Source organism: Streptomyces sp. NPDC037288 (assembly GCF_055603265.1).
Window position 1 is genome coordinate 72,218 of record NZ_JBVJVY010000003.1, and the last position, 21,344, is coordinate 93,561.

22 protein-coding genes are annotated in these 21,344 nt (G+C 71.9%); 10 read left to right on the forward strand and 12 right to left on the reverse strand.

The annotated features are described in order from the left end of the window. The first annotated feature begins 56 nt into the window (after positions 1–56). Positions 57–665: a hypothetical protein gene (locus tag ACZ7GZ_RS04430; RefSeq protein WP_471020869.1), complete on the forward strand. Its 609-nt coding sequence runs from the start codon at positions 57–59 to the stop codon at positions 663–665. 7 nt (positions 666–672) lie between these two features. Here ACZ7GZ_RS04430 and ACZ7GZ_RS04435 read toward each other — a convergent pair whose 3' ends face one another. The 3 genes from ACZ7GZ_RS04435 to ACZ7GZ_RS04445 all read right to left on the reverse strand — a co-directional run bounded on the left by ACZ7GZ_RS04435 (position 673) and on the right by ACZ7GZ_RS04445 (position 4,248). Further along, entirely contained in the window at positions 673–2,091 is a 1,419-nt protein-coding gene (locus ACZ7GZ_RS04435; protein WP_471020871.1) for a S28 family serine protease, read from the reverse strand. Positions 2,092–2,346: 255 nt separating this feature from the next. Then, positions 2,347–3,147, reverse strand: a complete 801-nt coding sequence (locus ACZ7GZ_RS04440; protein WP_471020873.1) for a sugar phosphate isomerase/epimerase family protein — start codon at positions 3,145–3,147, stop codon at positions 2,347–2,349. Between the two features lie 171 nt (positions 3,148–3,318). Next, positions 3,319–4,248: a GNAT family N-acetyltransferase gene (locus tag ACZ7GZ_RS04445; RefSeq protein ID WP_471020874.1), complete on the reverse strand. Its 930-nt coding sequence runs from the start codon at positions 4,246–4,248 to the stop codon at positions 3,319–3,321. 344 nt (positions 4,249–4,592) lie between these two features. On the opposite strand from ACZ7GZ_RS04445, the gene ACZ7GZ_RS04450 reads away from it, so the two are divergent. Beyond that, positions 4,593–4,868, forward strand: coding sequence for a hypothetical protein (locus tag ACZ7GZ_RS04450; RefSeq protein WP_471020876.1), 276 nt, complete (start codon positions 4,593–4,595; stop codon positions 4,866–4,868). A 149-nt stretch (positions 4,869–5,017) separates the two neighbouring features. Continuing rightward, positions 5,018–6,265, forward strand: coding sequence for an FAD-dependent monooxygenase (locus ACZ7GZ_RS04455; protein WP_471020877.1), 1,248 nt, complete (start codon positions 5,018–5,020; stop codon positions 6,263–6,265). 36 nt (positions 6,266–6,301) lie between these two features. Here ACZ7GZ_RS04455 and ACZ7GZ_RS04460 read toward each other — a convergent pair whose 3' ends face one another. Continuing rightward, positions 6,302–7,351: a LacI family DNA-binding transcriptional regulator gene (locus ACZ7GZ_RS04460; protein ID WP_471020879.1), complete on the reverse strand. Its 1,050-nt coding sequence runs from the start codon at positions 7,349–7,351 to the stop codon at positions 6,302–6,304. Between the two features lie 231 nt (positions 7,352–7,582). Here ACZ7GZ_RS04460 and ACZ7GZ_RS04465 point away from each other — a divergent pair, with 231 nt between their 5' ends. From ACZ7GZ_RS04465 to ACZ7GZ_RS04475, 3 genes are read left to right on the forward strand one after another with little or no spacing between them, the layout of a single operon-like run. Beyond that, positions 7,583–8,734, forward strand: coding sequence for a Gfo/Idh/MocA family protein (locus ACZ7GZ_RS04465; protein ID WP_471020881.1), 1,152 nt, complete (start codon positions 7,583–7,585; stop codon positions 8,732–8,734). Then, entirely contained in the window at positions 8,731–9,885 is a 1,155-nt protein-coding gene (locus ACZ7GZ_RS04470) for a dihydrodipicolinate synthase family protein (RefSeq protein WP_471020882.1), read from the forward strand. Before ACZ7GZ_RS04465 ends, ACZ7GZ_RS04470 begins: the two co-directional genes overlap by 4 nt. Positions 9,886–9,914: 29 nt before the next feature. Next, a complete protein-coding gene (locus ACZ7GZ_RS04475; protein ID WP_471020884.1) occupies positions 9,915–10,718 on the forward strand; it encodes a sugar phosphate isomerase/epimerase family protein in 804 nt (267 codons plus the stop codon). Positions 10,719–10,759: 41 nt separating this feature from the next. Here ACZ7GZ_RS04475 and ACZ7GZ_RS04480 read toward each other — a convergent pair whose 3' ends face one another. Beyond that, positions 10,760–10,993 (reverse strand): DUF397 domain-containing protein, encoded by a 234-nt coding sequence (locus tag ACZ7GZ_RS04480; RefSeq protein ID WP_471020885.1) that lies wholly within the window; start codon positions 10,991–10,993, stop codon positions 10,760–10,762. Beyond that, positions 10,980–11,804, reverse strand: a complete 825-nt coding sequence (locus tag ACZ7GZ_RS04485; protein WP_471020886.1) for a helix-turn-helix domain-containing protein — start codon at positions 11,802–11,804, stop codon at positions 10,980–10,982. The genes ACZ7GZ_RS04480 and ACZ7GZ_RS04485 overlap by 14 nt, the downstream gene beginning before the upstream one ends. A 194-nt stretch (positions 11,805–11,998) precedes the next feature. On the opposite strand from ACZ7GZ_RS04485, the gene ACZ7GZ_RS04490 reads away from it, so the two are divergent. Together ACZ7GZ_RS04490 and ACZ7GZ_RS04495 are read left to right on the forward strand one after the other, a co-directional pair. Further along, a complete protein-coding gene (locus tag ACZ7GZ_RS04490; protein ID WP_471020889.1) occupies positions 11,999–12,322 on the forward strand; it encodes a hypothetical protein in 324 nt (107 codons plus the stop codon). Positions 12,323–12,352: 30 nt separating this feature from the next. Further along, positions 12,353–12,799, forward strand: a complete 447-nt coding sequence (locus tag ACZ7GZ_RS04495) for a hypothetical protein (RefSeq protein ID WP_471020890.1) — start codon at positions 12,353–12,355, stop codon at positions 12,797–12,799. Between the two features lie 144 nt (positions 12,800–12,943). Here the strand turns inward: ACZ7GZ_RS04495 and ACZ7GZ_RS04500 are convergent, their stop codons facing one another. Beyond that, positions 12,944–13,846: a ribokinase gene (locus ACZ7GZ_RS04500; protein ID WP_471021238.1), complete on the reverse strand. Its 903-nt coding sequence runs from the start codon at positions 13,844–13,846 to the stop codon at positions 12,944–12,946. A gap of 224 nt (positions 13,847–14,070) precedes the next feature. Here ACZ7GZ_RS04500 and ACZ7GZ_RS04505 point away from each other — a divergent pair, with 224 nt between their 5' ends. Beyond that, complete coding sequence (locus tag ACZ7GZ_RS04505; RefSeq protein ID WP_471020891.1) at positions 14,071–14,610, forward strand: LysR substrate-binding domain-containing protein; 540 nt, start codon at positions 14,071–14,073, stop codon at positions 14,608–14,610. A gap of 28 nt (positions 14,611–14,638) precedes the next feature. On the opposite strand, the gene ACZ7GZ_RS04510 is transcribed toward ACZ7GZ_RS04505, so the two are convergent. Both ACZ7GZ_RS04510 and ACZ7GZ_RS04515 read right to left on the reverse strand, forming a co-directional pair. Next, on the reverse strand, positions 14,639–15,550 hold the full coding sequence (locus ACZ7GZ_RS04510; protein ID WP_471020893.1) for a helix-turn-helix domain-containing protein: 912 nt from the start codon (positions 15,548–15,550) through the stop codon (positions 14,639–14,641). Further along, the gene (locus ACZ7GZ_RS04515) at positions 15,547–16,386 is read right to left on the reverse strand and encodes a helix-turn-helix domain-containing protein (protein ID WP_471020894.1); all 840 of its coding nucleotides are present in this window, start codon (positions 16,384–16,386) and stop codon (positions 15,547–15,549) included. The genes ACZ7GZ_RS04510 and ACZ7GZ_RS04515 overlap by 4 nt, the downstream gene beginning before the upstream one ends. Positions 16,387–16,732: 346 nt before the next feature. Here ACZ7GZ_RS04515 and ACZ7GZ_RS04520 point away from each other — a divergent pair, with 346 nt between their 5' ends. Beyond that, on the forward strand, positions 16,733–17,092 hold the full coding sequence (locus tag ACZ7GZ_RS04520; protein WP_471020895.1) for a hypothetical protein: 360 nt from the start codon (positions 16,733–16,735) through the stop codon (positions 17,090–17,092). A 27-nt stretch (positions 17,093–17,119) separates the two neighbouring features. Here the strand turns inward: ACZ7GZ_RS04520 and ACZ7GZ_RS04525 are convergent, their stop codons facing one another. Genes ACZ7GZ_RS04525 through ACZ7GZ_RS04535 form a run of 3 tightly spaced genes read right to left on the reverse strand, consistent with a single transcriptional unit; the run spans position 17,120 to position 21,317 of the window. Further along, positions 17,120–18,808, reverse strand: coding sequence for a thiamine pyrophosphate-binding protein (locus ACZ7GZ_RS04525; protein ID WP_471020896.1), 1,689 nt, complete (start codon positions 18,806–18,808; stop codon positions 17,120–17,122). 23 nt (positions 18,809–18,831) lie between these two features. Continuing rightward, complete coding sequence (gene speB, locus ACZ7GZ_RS04530) at positions 18,832–19,800, reverse strand: agmatinase (protein WP_055706451.1); 969 nt, start codon at positions 19,798–19,800, stop codon at positions 18,832–18,834. Positions 19,801–19,856: 56 nt separating this feature from the next. Beyond that, on the reverse strand, positions 19,857–21,317 hold the full coding sequence (locus ACZ7GZ_RS04535; RefSeq protein WP_471020898.1) for a sodium:solute symporter family protein: 1,461 nt from the start codon (positions 21,315–21,317) through the stop codon (positions 19,857–19,859). Positions 21,318–21,344: the final 27 nt, after the last annotated feature.

A 21,344-nucleotide genomic window follows, 5' to 3' on the forward strand; every position in this document is an offset into this window, starting at 1 on the left:
CTGGCGTGGCCGCGCTGCCAAGGGCCACGCTGGACCGGGGTGTCAGGGGGGTTGCCATGCCTGGGAAGGGTGCCGCAGGACTCGCGTGCCTGCTGCTGGCCGTCCTGCTGACCGGCTGCCGGGGCCCGGCGGGCGCCCCCGTCGGCGACGCCCGCCCCACCCCCGCCGCGACCAGCGGCTACGGCGCCGAGTTCCTCGCGGTCGGCGAGTGCAGCTCCTTCGGCACGACCAGCTTCACCGAGGTGCCCTGCACCAGCGAGCGGGCGGCGGCCAGGGTCGTCGCCCGCTACGACGGCGCGGCGAGCGACGGCCCCTCGTGCCCGGCGACGACCGACTTCGTGCTGCACGTCAGCGCCCAGGCCGCGGCCGGCGACGAGGACGGCGACGGCGCCATCCCCCAGGGCTACGCCTGCATGCGCGACCTGGAGCCCCCGCACCCCGGCGACCCCGGCGGCGGGGGCGGCCCGCGCACGATCCCCGGCGACTGCGTGTACACCTCCGGCGAGGGCCAGGTCCGCGAGACGCCGTGCGACGGCTCCGGCGGACACCGGCCCCAGTACCGGGTCACCAAGGCGGCACCGGACCGCGAGGACTGCCCGGCGTCGACGACGTTGTACGTCCAGCTGGGGGGCCGGAATCCGGTGGGGTGCGCCAGGCGGGTGTGACCGACCGCTACGGCCTCAGCGCGGGCTCGCGCTCGACGTCCCGGCCGTCCAGCCCGGCGTCGAACCTCGCCAACGGCCTGGCCCGTGCCACGTCGGCGGAGGAGACCCCGGCCCACTGCAGGATGCGCTCCGTGGCGAGGCCCTTCTGATCCGGCACCAGGCCCGCCACGTTCGCGCCGTGGTTCATGCCGGGCGCCGTGAGGACATACGAGTCACGCGCCCCCGAACCGAGCCGGAACCGCTCCGAACCCCAGGGGTCGTTCTGGCCGTACACGAAGAGCATGTGCGTGGCGTGGTGCCGCACCCACGTGTCCACGTCCCGCATCACACCGGGCTGCCACCGCATCGGGATGGAGCGGGGCACGTAGTTGCGCGGCGGCTGGTAGCCGTAGCGGATCAGCTTCCGCCCGATGTACGGGAAGTGGATGGTCGGCGCGCCGAGCTGGGTGCCCGCCTGGTAGTAGTACGGCGTGTACTGCGCGAGGCCCTGGTCGGTGTAGGCGGAGAAACCGGAGATGGTGTCGACCGAGTTCCAGATCTCCTCGTCGCTCGCCGTGGCCGCGTCCGCCGGGACGGTGTCGCAGTCCTTCAGCAGGCTGTACTGCCAGAAGCCCCACACGTAGTCTAGGACGACCGCCTCGTACGCCTTGTCCAGCCCGCCGACGGTGTCGAAGGTGTAGCCCTTGTCGGCGGCGTACTTTGCGTACCGCTGCTCCAGCGGCTTCCGGCGCACCAGCGCCTCCCGCTGGACGGCGTTCAGCCGGTCCCGGCACCGCTTGGTGCCGACGTGCGCGAAGAAGCGGTCGTAGGCGGAGTCCTCGTCGTTGACGACGTCGTTGGGGGCGACGTAGGCCACCACGCCGTCCATGTCACGCGGGTAGAACCGCTCGTAGTACGTCGCCGTCATACCGCCCTTGGAGCCGCCGGTGGCGAGCCAGTGGCCGCCGTAGACCGGCTTCAGCGCCTCGTAGACCCGGTGCTGGTCACTGGCCGCCTGCCAGATGTCGAGCTTGGACCAGTCGGCGGGGTCGGGGCGGGACGGAGTGAAGAAACGGTACTCCAGGGAGACCTGGTTGCCGTCCACGATCTGCGTGGGCTCGCGGCGCGAGGGGGCCGTGGAGACGTTGTAGCCGCTGGTGTAGAAGACCGTCGGGCGGCTGGTGTCCTTGTGCAGCACGGTGATCCGCTGCTGGAAGGTGCCACGGTCCGGGTGCCGGTGGTCGATCGGCTGGGTGTAGTTCAGGACGAAGAAGCGGTAGCCGGGATACGGCTTCTCCTCGATCAGGCTCATGCCCGGTATGGACAGCAGCCGGTCCTTGATGTCGGTGGGCCCGGACCGTGCGGCGGTGGCCGCGCCGGCCGCTGTGCTGCTGAGCGTTCCTATGAACACCGCGAGCGCCAGCAGCCATCTGAGCACCTTGCGCATGCGCACTCTCCCCTGTGTGACTGTTGTGAGACACATGTGCGCCGGAAGCTATCGGAGCAACTGGTGTCACGCCAGGGGGAATTGCGCGAGTGTGAGGTCAAGTGAGCGTTCGGGGCGGTTGGTGAGGACCCGTCAACTGCCGGGCGCGGTCGCGGGGCAGCGCCCCGTCAGGGGCGCGCGGAACTGCGCGAGAAACCACGACGGACCCGCACCCGGCCATGGTGCCGCAGCCCGTGGCCGGTAGCCGCAGTGGACCTACGCCGCCTCGTCCAGCAGGCGCAGCAGATGTTCCCTACCAGCGCCCAGCAACCCCGCAAGCGGGGCGGCAGCCTCATACCACCGCTTCTCGTACTCCCAGCACAACCACCCGTCCCACCCGTGCCGCAAGAGCACATCCACGCACTCCGTGAGCGGCAGCACCCCCGAGCCCAGCGGCAGCGGCAGCGTGTCGTCGGCCGACGCGATGTCCTTGACCTGCACGTACCCCAGGTGCGGGGCGAGCGCCGCATAGGTGTCGGAGGGCTGCTCACCGCCCAGCCAGGTATGCATGACGTCCCACAGCGCACCCACCTGCCGGTGCCCCACCGGCCCCAGCACCCGGATCGCGTCGGCACCCGTGCGATGCGAGTCGTGCGTCTCCAGCAGGATCCGCACCCCCAGCGCGGCAGCGTCCTCCGCGGCGGTGCCGAGCCGCCGGGCGGCGAGCGCGTCGGACTCCTCGGCGGGACGCTCGGGGTCGGCGCCGGGGAAGACCCGGACGAAGGGCGCGCCCAGGTCGTGGGCGAGGTGGAGGAGGTCCCGGATCTCCGCCAGTACGGGCGCGTCGTCACCGGGGGCGGCGACGCGCGCGTACCCGGCGACGCCCAGCACCTCGACCCCGGCCGCCTTGAACAGGGCGGCCGTCTCGGCGCGTTCGGCGGCGGGGAGACCGGGGTGCACCGGTTCCTCCGGGTGGGCGCGCAGTTCGACGCCGTGGTAGCCGTGCGCCGTCGCGAGCGCGAGGACCTCCGGGACGGGCAGGCCGGGGACACCGAGAGTGGAGAACGCCAGCTTCATGGGGCGGACCCTACTCGCCACGCGCCCGATTCGCGTAGATCCAGCACCCGGTATTGGCCGATCAAGACCTCGCCGAAGGGACGGTCCGGTCTATCGGCGGCACGGACGACGCGCCGCCGATCGCGGACGGGCGGGTGCCACCGACGGACAGGGCAGGGCAGGCGCGGTTCCTCACGTACCCGGTCCGCGTAGATCCAGCCGCCAGTCCTGGCCGATCAGGTCCTTGCCGAAGGAGCGGTGTGGTTTCTCGGTGGTGAGGGTGAAGCCGTGCCGCTGGTAGATGCGGCGGGCACCGCTCAGTACGTCGTTGGTCCACAGCACCAGGTCCCGGTAACCGGCCCCGCGCGCGAAGTCGATCACGGCCCGCACCAGCCGGTCCCCGATGCCGTGCCCGCGCGCCTCGGGCTCGACGAGCAGCAGCCGCAGCCGCGCGGTACCGGGCGCGTCGTCCCGTACGCACATCACACAGCCCACCGGCCGCCCGCCCCGCTCGGCGATCCACACCCGCTCCAGATGAGGGTCGTGATCCTCGGCGAAGTCGGCGACGATCCGGGCGACCAGCCCCTCGTAGTCGGCGTTCCAGCCGTACTCGGCCGCGTACAGCGCGGCGTTGCGCTGCACGATCCAGCCGAGGTCGCCCGCGAGCGGCTCGCGCAGCACCACCTCGCCGGACCGGGCGCGCCCCTCGCCGAGGAGGTCCCGGATGGTCCGCATGGCCTCCGCGAGCCGTGGCCGGTCGTCCGGGGCCACGGTGTCGAGCATGGCCACGACCGTCTCCCGGGCCCGCTCGTCCAGCAGGGCGGCGGCCTCCCGGCCCCGCGTGGTCAGCCGCACCCGGCGCCGGCGCGGATCCTTCTCGGAGGGGCCGCGCTCGATCAGCCCGGCGTCCTCGAACCTGTTCAGGATCCGGCTCAGGTACCCGGCGTCCAGACCGAGCAGGGTGCGCAGGTCGACCGCGTCCAGGTGCGGCACCTGGGCGAGTTCGTACAGCACGCGGGACTCGGTGAGGCTGTACGGGGCGTAGAGATGGCGGCCGTAGTCGAGGGCGCCGATGACGCCCGTGTAGAAGCGGTTGAAGACGCGGACGTCCTGGACGGTCATGATCGCCCCCGGATGCTTGACTCAGTCAGAGATACCGTCCTCCGAGCGTAAGCCCCCGGCCCGTCCGCGTCCACGGCTGCGGAAACAGCTTGTCCGCACGGGAAGTTGGGCCTTGCCCCCGGCCCCTTGCAGCACCGCCGCTGCTTTTGACTTCGTCGCATTCTCGTCGTAGTTTAAGAACAAACGTCACATATGCCCGTTCTGTAACGGAAGTGACGATCCGCCGCCCGAGCGCATCGTGGGCGGCGGGATGACGCACGGAGCTACGCGCAGGCTCCGGAGCGCGGACTGCGGCCCGTCATGGCCGCCGGAAATCAATCACACCCTCCCGAGAGGGGCTCATCATGCGCGCACACACGACCCGCATCAAGAGAGTGGCCGTCGCGGTCTGCTCGGCACCGATCCTGGCCATCGCAGCCGGAGCGGGAGCCGCCAGCGCGGCCACCACCACTGCCGCTCCCGACCACGTCGTCGCCTCCGACAACGGTGGCGGCTGGGGCGGAGACCACGGCGGCGGGGGCGGAGACCATGGCGGCGGTTGGGGCGACCATGGCGACGGTTGGGGAGGAGGAAACGACCACGGTGGCTGGGGCTGGGGCGATGACGACGACGACTACTGAGCCGGCCGTCGTGATCGACACGCTCTGACAGCGACAGGGGATCCGGGTGCCCGACCCACGGGGCGCCCGGATCCATGTCAGGACAACTGCGGTGGGCACGACGCAGGGGCCTTCGGGCCCCGCGACCGCGAAGGCGGCGGGAGGACCTGATGAGGATCGTCTGCGTGGGCGGAGGCCCTGCCGGGCTGTACTTCTCGATCTCCGCGAAGCTGCGGGACGCCGGGCACGAGATCATCGTCATCGAGCGCGACCCGCCCGAGGCCACGTACGGCTGGGGGGTCGTGTACTGGAACGACCTGCTGGACATCCTGCACCGCAACGACCCCGAGAGCGCCCGCGCGGTGAGCGCCGGTTCCGTGCTCTGGCAGGACCAGGAGATCCACCTGCACGGCAGCCGCCACGACGGCACGGCGTACTTCGGGGGCTACGGCTACAGCATGGGCCGCGCGGCCCTGCTGGACGTCCTCACCCGGCGCGCGCGGGCACTCGGCGTCGACGTCCGGCACGGTCAGAAGCCCGAGGACCCGGCCGATCTGCCGGAGGCCGACCTGATCGTGGCCGCCGACGGCGCGGGCAGCCGGATCCGGCAGAGCCGCGCCGGCCACTTCGGCACCCGGATCGAGACCGGCCGCAACCCCTACATCTGGCTCGGCACGGACCGGCGGTTCGACAGCTTCGTGTTCGACTTCGAGGAGACCGCCGCGGGCTGGATCTGGTTCCACGCCTACCCGTCCGTCAAGGGCCGGATCAGCACCTGCATCGTGGAGTGCTCACCGCAGACCTGGCAGGGCCTGGGCCTCGACTCGCTCGAACCCGAGGAGTCCCTGCCCCTGCTGGAGAAGATCTTCCACCGCGCCCTCGACGGCCACTCCCTGATCAGCAGCTCACGCGGCGAACCGGCGAAGTGGCAGCGGTTCCAGCACCTCAGCAACAGGACGTGGTACGACGACACCGACGGCAACCTCGTCCTCGTCGGCGACGCCGCGCACACCACACACTTCACGCTGGGCTCCGGCACCCGGCTGGCGATGATCGACGCGATCGTGCTGGCCCACGCCCTCGCCCGGTACCCGGATCCGCGGGTGGCGCTGCACGAGTACGACCGGCACCGCCGTGCGGAACTGCACCCCGTGCAGGCGGGAGCGCGCTCCAGCATGGCCTGGTTCGAGCAGCTGGACGACTACCTGGACCGCGACCCCGTCTCCTTCGCCTACGCCATGTCGGTACGCCAGGGCCGCCAGCACCCCTGGCGCTACCAGGTCCACCTCGCCACCCAGATCGCCGCGGTACGCCGGGCCCGGCGGGCCTACGACACGGGCAAGCGCTGGTACCGGGACCGCCGCAGGGGCGAGGCCCCGCTGCCGCTGCTGGGCCGGTCGCTTCCCGGCCGGCAGTGAACGGGACCCCTTACGGCGACGCCCCCTTACGGCAGTTCAGCCGCGGGGCACCCCCGAGGACCCCCGGACCATCAGCTCCCCCTGGACGGCCGCAACACCTCCGAGCGGCGGCTCGTCCCGCCCCATCGCGATGCGCCCGGCCCGCGCCCCGGCCTCCGCCAACGGCAGCCGCACCGTCGTCAGCGAAGGCACCGCGTCAATGCTGAAGGGCAGGTCGTCGAAGCCGGCGACCGACACGTCCTCCGGGATCCGCAACCCCGACTCCCGCAACGCCGCACACGCCCCCAACGCGACGGAGTCGTTCGCGGCGACGACCGCCGTCAGCGACGGATCGCGGCGCAGCAGCTCCGCCGTGGCCTCGTACCCGGACTGGCGGTCGTAGCGCCCGTGCACCGTCCGGCGCGGGTCCTCCTCGATGCCCGCCGCGGCCAGCGCCGCCCGGTGGCCCTCCAGACGGTGCCGGGTGGTCGTACGCTCCTCGGGGCCCGCGATGTAGCCGAGACGGCGGTGGCCGAGGCCGATGAGGTGCTCGGTGAGCCGGCGGGCGCCGCCCCGGTTGTCGAAGGTGAGGGCGACGGCGCCGGTGTCGGGCGCCGGCGGGCGCCCGCACAGCACCACCCGGGTCCCGGCCTCCGTGAGCTTGCGCAGCTTCGCCGCGACCGCCGCCGCGTGCGGCGCGTCCTCCACGGCCCCGCCCGTCAGCACCACCGCCGCCGCCCGCTGCCGCTGCAGCAGGGTCAGGTACGTCAGCTCGCGCTCCGGTGAGCCGCCCGTGTTGCAGACCACCGCGAGCCGCTCACCCCCCGCGCGGCCGCCTCCGACGCCCCCGATCTCGGCCTGGATCGCGCTCGCCATGATTCCGAAGAACGGGTCGGCGATGTCGTTGACGAGAATGCCGACCAGATCGGAGGTGGCCGCGGCGAGGGAGCTCGCCGGACCGTTGAGGACGTAGTCCAGCTCGTCCACCGCCCGCAGGACCCGTTCGCGCGTGGAGGCGGCCACCGGGTAGTTGCCGTTCAGCACGCGCGACACCGTCGCTGGGGAGACCTGGGCGCGGGCCGCCACATCCGCCAGGGTCACCGTCATGTCGTCGTCCTCCGGTCGCGCATCGTGTCGTACGCCCTCGTAGACAGCCAGGTCGTGCTGCCGGTTCCGGGAATCCGTCGAGCAGACCTTAAAGCCATGGCCCTCGATCGTTCGCCCCCTCGAACGACTCGAAGGGGACACGGTCTTGTACAGACACCGTCGAGAGGCTAGCTTCTGATCAGATAGAAAGCGCTTGCTGCACGTGTGTCCATGCCGGCGAAGGGAACTGACGTGACACGCAAGACGGTGCGTATCGCGATGAACGGCGTGACCGGGCGCATGGGCTACCGCCAGCACCTCGTCCGGTCGATCCTCGCCCTGCGCGAGCAGGGAGGCCTCGACCTCGGCGACGGCACCGTGCTGTGGCCGGAGCCGATCCTGCTGGGCCGCCGCGAGCGCGCGCTGCGGGAGATCGCCGACCGGCACGGTCTGGAGCACGTGTCCACCGACGTGGACGCGGTCCTCTCCGACCCCGCCGTCGACCTCTACTTCGACTCGCAGGTCACCTCCGCCCGCGAGGAGTCGGTCAGGAAGGCGATCGCCGCGGGCAAGCACGTCTACACCGAGAAGCCGACGGCGACGGGACTGACGGGCGCCCTCGAGCTCGCCCGGCTCGCCCACGAGAAGGGCGTCAAGCACGGGGTCGTCCAGGACAAGATCTTCCTGCCGGGCCTGCTGAAGCTGAAGCGGCTGATCGACGGCGGCTTCTTCGGCCGGATCCTCTCCGTCCGCGGCGAGTTCGGCTACTGGGTGTTCGAGGGCGACTGGCAGCCCGCCCAGCGCCCGTCCTGGAACTACCGCACCGAGGACGGCGGAGGCATCGTTGTCGACATGTTCCCGCACTGGGAATACGTCCTGCACGCGCTGTTCGGCCGGGTGACCTCCGTCCAGGCGCTGGCCACCACCCACATCCCGCAGCGCTGGGACGAGGACGGCAAGCCCTACGACGCGACGGCGGACGACGCGGCCTACGGCATCTTCGAGTTGGAGGGCGGCGCGATCGCCCAGATCAACTCCTCCTGGACCGTCCGGGTCAACCGCGACGAGCTGGTGGAGTTCCAGGTCGACGGCACGGAGGGCTCCGCGGTGGCCGGGCTCAGGAAGTGCAGGGCGCAGCACCGGTCGGCGACCCCCAAGCCGGTCTGGAACCCGGACGTCCCCGCCGCCGAGGTCTTCCGCGACCAGTGGCAGGAGGTGCCGGACAACACGGACTTCGACAACGGCTTCAAGGCCCAGTGGGAGCTGTTCCTCAAGCACGTCCACGCCGACGCGCCGTACCACTGGGACCTGCTGGCCGGCGCCCGCGGCGTCCAGCTCGCCGAACTCGGCCTGAAGTCCTCGGCGGAGGGCCGCCGCATCGACGTACCGGAGATCACGCTTTGACCATCCGACTGCCGGACTTCCAAGGGGGTTCTTCCCGGGCCTACGAGCCCCGCACCGAACCGCTGACGGTGACACCGGGCATCCCCTTCACCTCCCGTACGGTGTTCTCGGCGGCCCACGTCGTCGCCGACCCGTACGCGGACACGAGCCCCGACTCCCCGGCCGCCGTCGACTGGGACGCCACCCTCGCCTTCCGCCGCCACCTGTGGTCCCACGGACTCGGCGTCGCCGAGGCGATGGACACCGCCCAGCGCGGCATGGGCCTGGACTGGGCGGGCGCGGCCGAACTGATCCGCCGGTCGGCGGCCGAGGCTCACAGCGTGGGCGGCCGGATCGCCTGCGGGGTCGGCACCGACCAGATCGCGGGCGGATCCCTGACGGAGATCCGCGCGGCCTACGAGGAACAGCTGGCCGTGGTCGAGGAGTCGGGCGCCCAGGCGATCCTGATGGCGTCGCGGGCGCTGGCTTCGGCCGCCTCCGGTCCCGAGGACTACCAGGAGACCTACGGCCATCTGCTCCGCCAGGCGGCCGAGCCGGTGATCCTGCACTGGCTGGGCCCGATGTTCGACCCGGCGCTGGAGGGCTACTGGGGCTCGGCCGACCTCGATGCGGCGACGGACACCTTCCTGGAGGTCATCACGGCCCACCCCGACAAGGTCGACGGCATCAAGGTCTCCCTGCTGGACGCGCAGCGCGAGACCGACCTGCGCCGCCGCCTCCCGCAGGGCGTGCGCTGCTACACCGGCGACGACTTCCACTATCCCGAGCTGATCGCGGGCGACGACCAGGGCTTCAGCCACGCCCTGCTCGGCATCTTCGACCCGCTGGGCCCGCTGGCGGCGGAGGCGGTACGGGTCCTGGACACGGGGGATGTGACCGGCTTCCGGGGGCTGCTGGACCCCACGGTGGAGCTGTCCCGCCACCTCTTCCAGACCCCGACCCGCTTCTACAAGACGGGCGTGGTCCTCCTCGCCTGGCTCGCGGGCCACCAGTCGCACTTCACCATGGTCGGCGGCCTCCAGTCGGCCCGCTCCCTGCCGCACCTGGCGCGCGCCTACGAACTCGCCGACCGCCTCGGCCTGTTCCCGGTACCCAAGCTCGCGGAGGAGCGGATGAAGAACCTGCTGTCCCTGTACGGGGTGGACCAGTGACCGATCTCGGGCGTTTCAGCATCAACCAGATGACGGTGAAGCAGCTGTCCCTGCCGGAACTCGCCGACTCGTGCCGCCGGTTGGGCATCGGTCAGGTCGGCCTGTGGCGCGAACCGGTCCACGAGTTCGGCTTGGAGAGGACCGCCAAGCTGGTCCGGGACACGGGCCTGACGGTGACCTCGCTGTGCCGGGGCGGCTTCTTCACGGCGATCGACCCTGCGGAGCGTTCCCGCGCCCTGGACGGCAACCGGCGAGCGATCGAGGAGGCGGCGGCCCTGGGCACGGACACCCTCCTCCTGGTCTCCGGTGGCCTGCCCGCGGGCTCCCGGGACCTGCGCGGAGCGCGCGAGCGGATCGCCGACGCCCTCGCCGAACTGGGCCCCTGCGCCGAGCAGCACGGCGTACGTCTCGCCCTGGAGGCGCTGCACCCGATGTACGCCTCCGACCGCTGTGTGGTCTCCACCCTGGCCCAGGCCCTCGACCTCGCCGAACGCTTCCCGGCCCACCAGGTCGGCGTCGCCGTGGACACGTACCACGTCTGGTGGGACGACCAGGCGCCGACGCAGATCGCCCGGGCGGGCGCGGGCGGCCGTATTCATGCCTTCCAACTCGCCGACTGGATCACCCCGTTGCCGCAGGGCGTCCTCAACGGCCGCGCCCAGATCGGCGACGGCGCGATTGACATGCGGGAGTGGAAGGGCCACGTGGAGGCGGCCGGCTACACCGGCCCGATCGAGGTCGAGCTCTTCAGCGAGCAGCTGTGGGCCAGGGACGGCCGGGAGGTGCTGGCGGAGACGGCGGCGCGGTTCGTCGAGCAGGTGATCCGCCGGTAGTCCGCGGCCCGGCCCGCGCACCGGGTCGGGCCGGGTTCGCCCTACCGTCCACGGCCGGAGATCCGGCCCTCCTTGACGGCGGTCACGAACGACCGCCAGCTGTCCGCCGGGAAGAGCAGGGCCGGACCGGTCACGGCTTTGCTGTCGCGGACGGGGACGACGGCGTGGCCGCGGGCGACTTCGAGGCACTCACCCTGGTCGCCGCCGCTGTAGCTGGACTTGTACCACTCGGTGAGCGTGGACGAGTCGTTGACGGTGTGCTCACTGCTGAACATGTACGTGTTCCTCTGCTGCCGCCCTGACGAGGGCCAGTGACTGCCTGTGCGACATCGCGTCGCTCAGGGCCAGAGCGTAGGCGGCCTGGCAGGCACTCACCAGGGCTGGGTCATCCATCAGGTTGCCGGTCAGGAAGCCCTCGACGTAGGCGACCGGGGCGGAGTCCTGAAAGCTCATGAGGGTGAGCAGGCTTTGCATGAGCGCGTGTGCCCCTACGCCGTACGGCAGAACGTGCAGACGCAGCCGCCCTGCCTCGGCCAGGTCCGCGATCCTATGCAGTTGTTCCGCCATGGCCTGTGGGCCGCTGACGCGGCGACGCAGGACGGCCTCGTCCAGCAACGTCCAGACGACCGGCTGCGACGGTCCGTCGAGGATGCGGCGGCGTTTTGTTCGGATGACGACGAACTCGTCAAGTTCCTCGGCTGTGTAATTCGGCCGGTAGGCGCAGAAGAGGGCACGCGCGTAGTCGTCGGTCTGCAGAATGCCGGGCACCAGCGACAGCGCGAACTGGTGGATCAGCGTGGCCTGTTGCTCCAGTTCGGCGACAGCGGCGAAGTGATCGGTGTACTTCGACTCCAGATCCTCCAGCCAACGCTCGAAGAACCCGTCCGTCTCCAGCGCCAGGTCGATCCGCCGCGCGTCATCCGGCTTGGGAAGCCTCCTCCCCGCCTCGTAGTGGCTGATCAGTGTCGGTGAGCACACCACGCGCTCGCCCAGATCCTCCTGAGTGAGCCCAGCCGCGATCCGCCGCAGCCTCAGCTCCTCCCCGTACTTCTCGCGCGGCGTCCGCGGCCTGCCCTCAACGCTCATCCGGCCAACTCCCGTTCCTGACAAAGGCGCTGTCAAGTCCCCGCCCCTAGAAGCGTAGCCACCACCGAACCCACTCTGTGAGTGATTCACCACAGAACGCAGTCACCGCAGGTGAGAAAGCAGGTCGGCATGAACGTCTCCTGGCCCGACAGCCCACTCGTCCGCCCGTACCTCGACCAGGTGGAGACCTACGCATGAACGAGCGCCTGCTTCCCTGGACCGGCCCGGAGGGCAAGCCCTGCTACCTCGTGGGCGACGGCACCGGCTACGTCTCCCGGCTCGCGGACCAGATCGAGAGCGTGCAACTCGACATGGCGGGCGGCCTGCTGGACCACGCGGCCGAACTCCTCGCCGAGCAGCGGCTGACCGGGGAAGAACTCCGCTACCTCGCCCGGAGGCTCAGCGAATCCCTGCGGGACGTCAAGCGGGTCGCGGAGAGCAGAGGCGCACGGCTCGGTGGGGGAACGCCCGGCCGGGTGACAGCGTCATGTACCAGTGGAACCACATCGAGCGCGTGATCACCCGCGCCCCGAGCCGAGGAGCTGACCGTGCAGCCGAAGTTGATGCGGGCCGCCGCGGTCTCGGTCGTCCTCGGTGCCGCTCTGACGGCCTGCTCGCGCGGACAGGACAGCCTTGACTACCAGACGGACTACGCGAACCACCGTCCGCTGCGGGTGACGGGCCACCCCAGCACGGGCAGTCTGGAGACGGTCCAGAAGGTCGTCTGGCGGCTCGCCGACAAGGACGCCGACGGCCTCGCCGCACTGAACTGCGAGGACGGCGACGCGGGCCCGGCGGCCCGCGCCTGGGTCAAGGCCTACGGCGAGGCGGCCCGCGCCGAGGTGACCGCCGACTTCCTCGACGAGGGTTCCGTACGCCAGGACGTGGTTCTCCATTTCTCCGGCCCGCGCCGTACCCAGGAACTCACGGTGCGGCTCGGAAAGGGCGACGCCTGGGGCATCGTCCTGGACGGTCCTCACGCGTCAGGGCGCTAGAAGAACGCGTCCGGCGCGGAACGCCGGGTCCACCACGCGCGGCCCGTGCGGGATCGGCGTCCCGCGTCGCACACCAGCACCCCGCCCTCGTGTCCCGACTCGGCGAGAGCCCCGCCGGAGGGCGGTTGGGGATCCCCGCCTTCTTCACAGGGTGTCGACCTCCTGCGCCGTCGGATACGACTCCTGCGCGCCCCGCTTCGTCACGGCCGCCGCGCCGACCCGGGCCGCGTAGGCCGCCGCCTCGGCCAGCGGGGCACCCGCGCCCAGCTGCCAGGCCAGCGCGGCCGTGAACGCGTCCCCGGCCCCCGTGGTGTCCACCGCGTCCACCTTCACCGACTCGACCCGCGTCACCCCGGAGCCGTCGCACACCAGCGCGCCCTGCGCGCCCAGCGTCACCACCACCGAGCGCGGGCCCTTGGCCAGCAGCAGCCGCGCCCAGTCCGCCGGCGCCTCGCTCACACAGGCGTCGCCGAGGATCACCCGCGCCTCGTGCTCGTTGACGATCAGCGGGTCGCAGGCCGCGAGCACCTCCGTGGGCAGGGGCCGGGGAGGGGAGGGGTTCAGCACGAAGCGGCTGTCCGGGGACAGGTTCCGTACGACCTCCACGACCGTCTCCAGCGGGATCTCCAGCTGCGCCGACACCACCCGGGAGGCCAGGAACAGGCTCACCGCCGTGCGGACGTCCGCCGGGGCGAGCCGGGCGTTGGCACCCGGCGACACCACGATGCTGTTGTCCCCGGACGGGTCCACGGTGATCAGTGCCACGCCGGTCGGCGCCCCGCCCACCAGCACGCCGACCGGGTCGACGCCGGCCGCGCGCAGGGAGTCAATGAGCAGCCGGCCGTGGCCGTCGTCGCCGACCCGAGCCAGCAGGGCCGTGTCCGCGCCGAGCCGGGCGGCGGCGACCGCCTGGTTGGCGCCCTTGCCGCCGGGGTGGACGGCCAGGTCGCCGCCGAGCACCGTCTCTCCGGCGGCCGGCCGCCGCTCGACATCGATCACCAGGTCGGCGTTGGCCGAACCCACGACCAGCAGGTCGTAGTCGTACATCCCGTGACTCCCCATGACTCCCCGCGACTCCCCGTGTCAGCCGCTGAAACCGGCCACGTCGTCCTTCGTGACCACCTTCACCGGCACCTTCACCGTCGGCTCCACCTTCTTGCCCTGAACCGCCTTCAGGGCGTCGTCCACGGCGATCCTCCCAACTGCTCCGGCTGCTGGACGACCGATGCGTACAGCGTGCCGTCCTTCACCGCCGTCACGCACCGCATCACTTGGAGCACCGCCCGCGGCAAACGTGCGGAGCTGTCGTCAGGCCGGGCCGGCAGGGGCTGGTCGACGTCGAACTGGGCGTCCTCGACCATCTGGATCCCGAGGTCCACACCCGGCAACTCAGGCGCGCGCACCTGGTCGGTGTCGCCCGCAGCGGTCATCCCCTCTTCGGCCGGCGGATCGACGCCCGCCGTTTCGCCGCGGCCGACCACATCGCTGTCTCCCGGCTCGGCAAGCGCACCGGGCCGATCGACCGCGCGCTCGCGGACCTCGGACTGCGGCGCCGGACCGCGGTGGTCGTGCCCGGTTACACGGCCGCGCTGATGCTGGCCCGGGACACCGACCTCGTCGCGCTCACCCTGCCCGACCGGCTCCCCGGCACCATCGCCGCGCCGGGCCTGCGTACCTTCCCGGTCCCCCTCGACCCGGCGCCCCTGGACCTCGGGATGGCCTGGTACCCCCGCAACGCGGCCGACCCCGGCCACCGCTGGTTCCGCGACCATCTGGCGGCCGCGGTCCTGGCACCGGACGGGAACGCCTGAGGAACGACGAACGTCCGCGGACGCGCCGCTACCCCTGCGTGCCGAAGCAGTGCCGTTCGCCGTCGCGTACCAGGCAGGCGCGTACGTGGTCCAGGTCGGACCGGGAGGCGGCGACCATCGGGGTGGACAGGGAGTCCTTGGCGTCGTACCGGTCCTTGACCTGGATGCGCCACGGCGCGTGATGCGGTACGAGGATCTCCGCCCGGTCCCCCACCTTCCCGAGGTCGATCCGCGCCCACACCGCACCGCAGGCGGTACTGTGCCGGATCTTGACCACGGTCGGCCCCGGGAAGCTCTGCCGGCCCAGGGTCACCGGCACGGGGGCGGCTCCGCAGCCGTACGTCTCAGGGTCCTTGCCCGTGCAGCCACTGCCGTGGCATCCCTGCACCAGCACGGAGGGGGACGCCGAGCGCGGGGTGCGCGGGCCCGGGCCGGACCCGCTGAAGGCGCCGGTGAGCAGCAACGGCACGACGACCGCGACGACCGCGAGCCCCCCACCCACGGCTCCGGCGATCAGGCGCCGGGACGGCCGCCCGGACGGGCGCTCGCCCTCTTCGGGCGGGAGAGTCCCGGCCGTGGACGCAGCGGGCGACGGCACCTCCGTGAGCGGGCGCCCACCGGGCGCGGCCACGCCTGCGGCACACCCGCCGGCCACACGCCCGCCGACCACACGCCCGCCGTCCGCACGCCCGCTCGACACCGCGTCGGCCAGTTCCCACAGCGCGACCAGTCGGCCCGGGTCCTCGCCCGCCAGCTCGCACAGTTCCGCCACGGCCTGCCGGGGCGGAACGGTCCCGCCACGGAGATAGCGGTCCCAGGACGACTTGCTGTACGGCGTCTTCGCGGCCAGTGCGGCCAGGCTCAGCCCGGTCCGGGCCCGAAGCCCGCGCAGCGCCTCCGCCAGCCGCTCGCACTCCACCGCCCGGTCGCCGGACGTCATTTCCGCAGCACCCCCCAGGTGTCCTCGCCGACGACCCCGTCCACGCGCAGGTGCGCCCCCTCCTGCAACCGCTCCACCGCACGCTCGGTGCGGGAGCCGAACGCGCCGTCGGCGAGCCCCGGCGAGAGGCCGTGGTGGCGCAGCAGGCACTGTGCCTCGACGACGGACCACTGTGCGGATCCCTTGCCGATCAGGCCGACACGGGTCGTGCTGTACCCCGCGTACAGCAGCCCGTCCCGGGCCCGGTGCACCCTGCAGGGGTAGTCCTTGCCGGCCCGGAACACGAACGCCCCCTTTCCCGCACCCGACTCCGTCTCCGCCCCCGAGGCCGATGCCGTGGCCTGTGCCGGGGCCGGTCGGCCGTCGGTCCGCCCCGGTCCGCCGTGCCAGGGCGCGGCCACCAGCAGGACGACCACCGCGGTGACGAGCAGGACCGAGGTCAGTACGGCGGCGAGCACCTTCCGCCCCCGTACGCCCTTCTCCTGGTCCGTGCCCGCCGGTTCCTCCCCGACCGGACCGGAGTCCGGATCCGCGTCCGCTTCCGGATCCGCCGGCCGCCCCGGGCCGCCCCCGCCCCCCGCCGCCACGGCCACCTCGTGCAGGGCCAGCAGCCGGGCCGGGTCCATGTCGCAGGCGCGGGCCAGCGCGGCCACCGCCTCCTGCGGCGGTAAGGAACGGCCGTTGAGGTAGCGGTCCCAGGAGGCACGGCTGTAGCCCGTCCGGGCGGCCAGTGCCTGCAGGCTCAGACCGCTGTGGTCCTTGATACGGCGCATCTGTACGGCGAGTTGCCGCACTCGCGGGTCGAGCGAGTCCGGCAACTGTTTCCAACGAGACATGCTCCACCCCATGTCTGTTGCAGCTCCCCGCAAGGAGGATGCCCCACAAAGAGCGCCCGGTTCCCGTGGCCTGCCGTGTGAGCGCATGGTTTCGGCCGCCTCGGGGGACGTTCCCGCGTCCCGCCAGTGCCTCATGGCGCACGGCGTTTCCACAGGTCGGAGGGTGGGACGTCCCGCGTCGGCGGCACCTGTCCGGCGGGTCTGGCCCCGTCCTGGACTCGGCTTGCACTGTCGGTGCTGCACGACGGGCGGTGCGGTCCACCCCGCACCGCCCCAAGGCACCCGGCGGCCCGCCCTCACGGGGGTGGGGCGGGCCGCCTCAGGCAACCGAACCCAAGGAGCGTCCATGCGATTCCGTATCGCGACCGCAGCCGTCCTGACCGCGTGCGCCATGGCCGGCAGCGGCCTGGCCCTGTCCGCGCAGACCGCATCCGCGTCCACCGCGGCCCGCCCCAGCTGCCCGTATCCGTACGTGTGCTTCTACAACGGCAACACGATGACGGGGAAGTTCAAGGACACCGGCTACTGGCAGACCCTCGGCGCGAGCCGCAAGGCGAAGGGCGCGGTCAACACCCGGCACGACGACGTGGCCTACGTGAAGTTCTCCGACTACCCCACGATCTGCATGAAGCCGGGCCAGGGCTGGTCCTTCGGCTCGGCGCACCCGACGCAGGTGTACATCAGCACGTCGAGCACGTGCCACTGAGGCACCCGCGGATCCGGCGGTCCCGGATCACGCCGTGAGGTGCGTCGGCGCGAACATCCGCAGGACCGCCGGGAGTACGACCACCGAAGGTCCGGGCGCGGACAGCGCCTTCGCCAGGTCCTCCTCCAGGGTCTCCGGGGTCGTACGGACCCCGGGGACGCCGAAGGACTCCGCCAGGGCCACGTAGTCCGGGCGGGTCAGCTCCGTCGCCGTCGCCCGGCCGAAGGCGTCCGTCATGTACTCGCGGAGGATGCCGTAGCCGCCGTCGTCGACGATGAGCCAGGTGACCGGCAGGTCGTACTGCTTCGCCGTCGCCAGTTCCGCGATCGAGTACAGCGCGCCGCCGTCGCCCGACACCGCCAGCACCGGGCGGGTCGGGTCGGCCGCCGCCGCGCCCAGCGCCGCCGGGAAGCCGTAGCCGAGGCCGCCTGCGCCCTGCGCGGAGTGCATGGCGTTCGCACCGCGGGGATCGAAAGCGGACCAGGCCCAGTACGCCAGGATCGTCATGTCCCAGAAGGACGGGGCACCGGCGGGCAGGGCGCGGCGGACGGCCCCCAGTACCTCCTGTTCCAGGGCGAGTTCCTGGGAGGCGATACGGGAAGCCACCTTCTCCAGCAGCTCCCGCACCCGCCTCGGCGCCGACTCGTCCGTCCGCTCCTCCACCGTCTCCAGCAGCGCCTGCAACGCCAGCCGGGCGTCCGCGTGGATGCCCAGTGCCGGGTGGTTGGACTCCAGCTTGCCGAGGTCGGCCTCGATCTGGACGACCCGGCCGCGGGGCTTGAACGTGTGGTAGTTGGAGGAGAGTTCGCCGAGCCCCGAGCCGATCACCAGCAGGACGTCCGCGTCCTCCAGGAAGTCCGTGGTGTGGCGGTCCTCCAGCCAGGACCGGAGCGACAGCGGGTGCTCCCAGGGGAACGCGCCCTTGCCGCCGAACGTCGTCACGACCGGCGCGTCCAGCTTCTCGGCCAGCTGCAGCAGCTTTCCCGAGGCGTCGGATCGTACGACCCCGCCGCCCGCGATGATCGCCGGGCGGGCCGCACGCGACAGCAAGTCGGCCGCCACCGCCGTCAGTTCGGGGCGCGGGACCAGGTCCTCCGGGGTCGCGTCCGGCGCCGTCACCACCGGCAGCGCGGTCGGAGCCAGCAGCACGTCCTGCGGGATCTCCACCCACACCGGGCCGTGCGGTGCCGTCAGCGCCGACTTCCAGGCCGCCGCGATCGCGGAGGGGATCTGGGACTGGGTGCGGACCGTGTGGACGGACTTGACCACACCCCGGAAGGATGCGGCCTGGTCCGGGAGTTCGTGGAGGTAGCCGTGACGGCCGCCGCCCAGGCCGGCGGTCGGGATCTGGCTGCTGATCGCCAGTACGGGGGCCGAGGCCGCGGCGGCCTCCTGCAGGGCGGCCAGGGAGGTCAGGGCTCCCGGGCCGGTCGAGAGGAGCAGCGGGGCCGCCTCACCGGTGACCCGGCCGTACGCGTCCGCCGCGAAGCCCGCGTTGTTCTCCACCCGCAGACCGACATACCGCAGGGAGGAGCGGCGCAGGGCGTCGAACATCCCGAGGGCGTGCTGGCCGGGCAGGCCGAAGACGGTCGTCGCGCCCAGCCCGGCCAGGGTCTCCACGACCAGGTCTCCGCCGTTGCGGCCCGGGGGAGGGTTCAGCGCGGCCTCCTGCTGTGCCTCGGTAGGGCGGAGTACCAGGTCGTGGTCGTGAGTCACTGCTCTCGGTCCCCTAAGGAGAGTTAGGCGTTGCGGGCCGCCGCGATCTGGCGGCTCATGATGGTGGTCAGTTCGTAGGCCGTGTGCGAGGCCGCGACCGAGGTGATCTCGGCGTGGTCGTACGCGGGCGCCACCTCGACGACGTCCGCCGAGACCAGGTTGCAGGACGCCAGGCCGCGCAGGATCTCCAGCAGCTCGCGGGAGGTCATGCCGCCGGCCTCGGGGGTGCCGGTGCCGGGCGCGTGGGCCGGGTCGAGGCAGTCGATGTCGATGGAGATGTACAGCGGGCGGTCGCCGATGCGCTGGCGCAGCTGGTCGGCGACCTCGTCGGCGCCCCGGCGGTAGATGTCGGCGGACGTGACGATGCCGAAGCCCATCTTCTCGTCGTCGGTGAGGTCCTGCTTGCCGTACAGGGGGCCGCGGGTACCCACGTGCGACAGCGCCGACGTGTCGAGGATGCCCTCCTCCACCGCGCGGCGGAACGGGGTGCCGTGCGTGTACTCGGCGCCGAAGTAGGTGTCCCAGGTGTCCAGGTGCGCGTCGAAGTGCAGCAGGGCGACCGGGCCGTGCTTCTTGGCGACCGAGCGCAGGAGGGGCAGTGCGATGGTGTGGTCGCCGCCCAGGGTCATCAGGCGGGCGCCCGTGCCGAGCAGCTCGTCCGCCGCCGCCTCGATCGTCTCGACGGCCTCGTTGATGTTGAACGGGTTCACCGCGATGTCGCCGCCGTCGGCGACCTGCGCCAGGGCGAAGGGGGAGGCGTCCTGCGCCGGGTTGTAGGGGCGCAGCAGCCGGGACGCCTCGCGGATGGCGTTGCCGCCGAAGCGGGCGCCCGGCCGGTACGAGACGCCGGAGTCGAACGGCACGCCCACGACGGCGACGTCGGCGGTGCCGACCTCGTCCAGGCGGGGCAGCCGGGCGAAGGTCGCGGGTCCGGCGTACCGCGGGATGCGGGAGGAGTCGACAGGGCCGCGGGGCGTCTCGTTGCTGCTCATGGTGAATTGCCTTCTTTCTTGCGCTTCATCGCGCATGTACTGCTTTCCCTACGACTCTACTGGGGAGCCGGGACCGGTTCGGACACGAGTTCGGGGTTCTGTCCGGCGAGGCGCCCGCGCCAGACGGCGAGGACGGTCTCGTCGGTGGGCCTCGTCGCCAGGGAGACGGCGAGGTAGGCGGCGAGGGAGGCGAGCAGGCCGTAGTAGACCGGCTCGTTGGCGAGGATGCCGTAGCCGGCCATCAGGCCGATCACGGCGAGGCCGCCGACGATCACGGAGGCCAGCGCGCCCTGGACGGTGCCGCGCTTCCACAGCAGGCCGCCGAGGATGGGGACCAGCAGGCCGCCGACGAGCAGGTTGTAGGCCACGGTCAGCGCCTCGACCACGTTGTTCAGGGCGATCGCCGTACCGATCACCGCCACGCCCATGATCAGGATGAAGGCGCGGTTGCCCGCGACCTCGTCGTGCTGGTCGCCGTCACGCCGCACGGCACCCTTCAGGCGCGACCAGATGTCGTTGTTCGCGACCGTGGCGCAGGCGATCAGGGCGCCGGAGGAGGTGGACATGACGGCGGCGAGGGCGGCGGCCAGGACCAGGCCGCGCACGCCGACGGGCAGTTCGTCCTTGACGATGGTGGCGAAGGCGTCGTCGGGGCTGCCCAGCTTGGGGTAGAGCACCTTGGCGGCGGTGCCGATCACCGCGCCGGCGAGGGCGTAGGCCAGACAGTAGGTTCCGGCCACCGTGCCGCCCCACCTGGCGGTCCTGTCGCTGCGGGCGGTGAACACGCGCTGCCAGATGTCCTGGCCGATCAGCATGCCGAACGTGTAGATCAGGACGTAGGTGAAGACCGTCTCGCCGCCGATGCCCAGCGGGTCGAAGTACGAGGCCGGCAGCTCGGCCTTCATCTGGGCGAAGCCGCCCGCCTTGACGACGGCGATCGGCAGGAGCAGGAGCAGCACGCCGATGGTCTTCACCACGAACTGGACCATGTCGGTCAGCGTGATGGACCACATGCCGCCGAGAGTGGAGTAGGCGACGACGATGGAGCCGCCGAGGATGATCGCGACCGTCCGGTTCAGGTCGAAGAGGACGTCGAAGATCGTGGCGTAGGCGATGGTCGAGGTGACGGCGAGCATGAGGGTGTACGCCCACATGACCACGCCGGAGATGACCCCGGCCCGGCCGCCGTAGCGCAGGTCCAGCATCTCGGAGACGGTGTAGACCTTCAGGCGGGCGATGCGGGCGGAGAAGAAGACGGAGAGCGCGAGGAGCCCCAGGCCGATGGTGAAGACCATCCAGGCGCCGGACAGTCCGTACCGGTATCCCAGCCCCACGCCGCCGATGGTGGAGGCGCCGCCGAGGACGATCGCCGCCATGGTGCCGGAGTACATGGCCGGCCCCAGGCGGCGGCCCGCCACCAGGAAATCGCTCTTGGACCTGGCGCGGCGCATGCCCCACCAGCCCATGGCCAGCATGCCGGCGAGATAGACGACGATCACTGTGTAGTCGACGGCCATACGGGGCCCTCCTTCGCGCACTGTCCG

Bases quoted from the DNA above. Each gene is read 5' to 3' on its own strand.
- ACZ7GZ_RS04430 (WP_471020869.1), top strand. From the start codon at position 57: ATGCCTGGGAAGGGTGCCGCAGGACTCGCGTGCCTGCTGCTGGCCGTC.
- ACZ7GZ_RS04435 (WP_471020871.1), bottom strand. From the start codon at position 2,091: ATGCGCAAGGTGCTCAGATGGCTGCTGGCGCTCGCGGTGTTCATAGGA.
- ACZ7GZ_RS04440 (WP_471020873.1), bottom strand. From the start codon at position 3,147: ATGAAGCTGGCGTTCTCCACTCTCGGTGTCCCCGGCCTGCCCGTCCCG.
- ACZ7GZ_RS04445 (WP_471020874.1), bottom strand. From the start codon at position 4,248: ATGACCGTCCAGGACGTCCGCGTCTTCAACCGCTTCTACACGGGCGTC.
- ACZ7GZ_RS04450 (WP_471020876.1), top strand. From the start codon at position 4,593: ATGCGCGCACACACGACCCGCATCAAGAGAGTGGCCGTCGCGGTCTGC.
- ACZ7GZ_RS04455 (WP_471020877.1), top strand. From the start codon at position 5,018: ATGAGGATCGTCTGCGTGGGCGGAGGCCCTGCCGGGCTGTACTTCTCG.
- ACZ7GZ_RS04460 (WP_471020879.1), bottom strand. From the start codon at position 7,351: ATGACGGTGACCCTGGCGGATGTGGCGGCCCGCGCCCAGGTCTCCCCA.
- ACZ7GZ_RS04475 (WP_471020884.1), top strand. From the start codon at position 9,915: ATGACGGTGAAGCAGCTGTCCCTGCCGGAACTCGCCGACTCGTGCCGC.
- ACZ7GZ_RS04480 (WP_471020885.1), bottom strand. From the start codon at position 10,993: ATGTTCAGCAGTGAGCACACCGTCAACGACTCGTCCACGCTCACCGAG.
- ACZ7GZ_RS04485 (WP_471020886.1), bottom strand. From the start codon at position 11,804: ATGAGCGTTGAGGGCAGGCCGCGGACGCCGCGCGAGAAGTACGGGGAG.
- ACZ7GZ_RS04490 (WP_471020889.1), top strand. From the start codon at position 11,999: ATGAACGAGCGCCTGCTTCCCTGGACCGGCCCGGAGGGCAAGCCCTGC.
- ACZ7GZ_RS04500 (WP_471021238.1), bottom strand. From the start codon at position 13,846: ATGTACGACTACGACCTGCTGGTCGTGGGTTCGGCCAACGCCGACCTG.
- ACZ7GZ_RS04510 (WP_471020893.1), bottom strand. From the start codon at position 15,550: ATGACGTCCGGCGACCGGGCGGTGGAGTGCGAGCGGCTGGCGGAGGCG.
- ACZ7GZ_RS04515 (WP_471020894.1), bottom strand. From the start codon at position 16,386: ATGTCTCGTTGGAAACAGTTGCCGGACTCGCTCGACCCGCGAGTGCGG.
- ACZ7GZ_RS04520 (WP_471020895.1), top strand. From the start codon at position 16,733: ATGCGATTCCGTATCGCGACCGCAGCCGTCCTGACCGCGTGCGCCATG.
- speB (WP_055706451.1), bottom strand. From the start codon at position 19,800: ATGAGCAGCAACGAGACGCCCCGCGGCCCTGTCGACTCCTCCCGCATC.
- ACZ7GZ_RS04535 (WP_471020898.1), bottom strand. From the start codon at position 21,317: ATGGCCGTCGACTACACAGTGATCGTCGTCTATCTCGCCGGCATGCTG.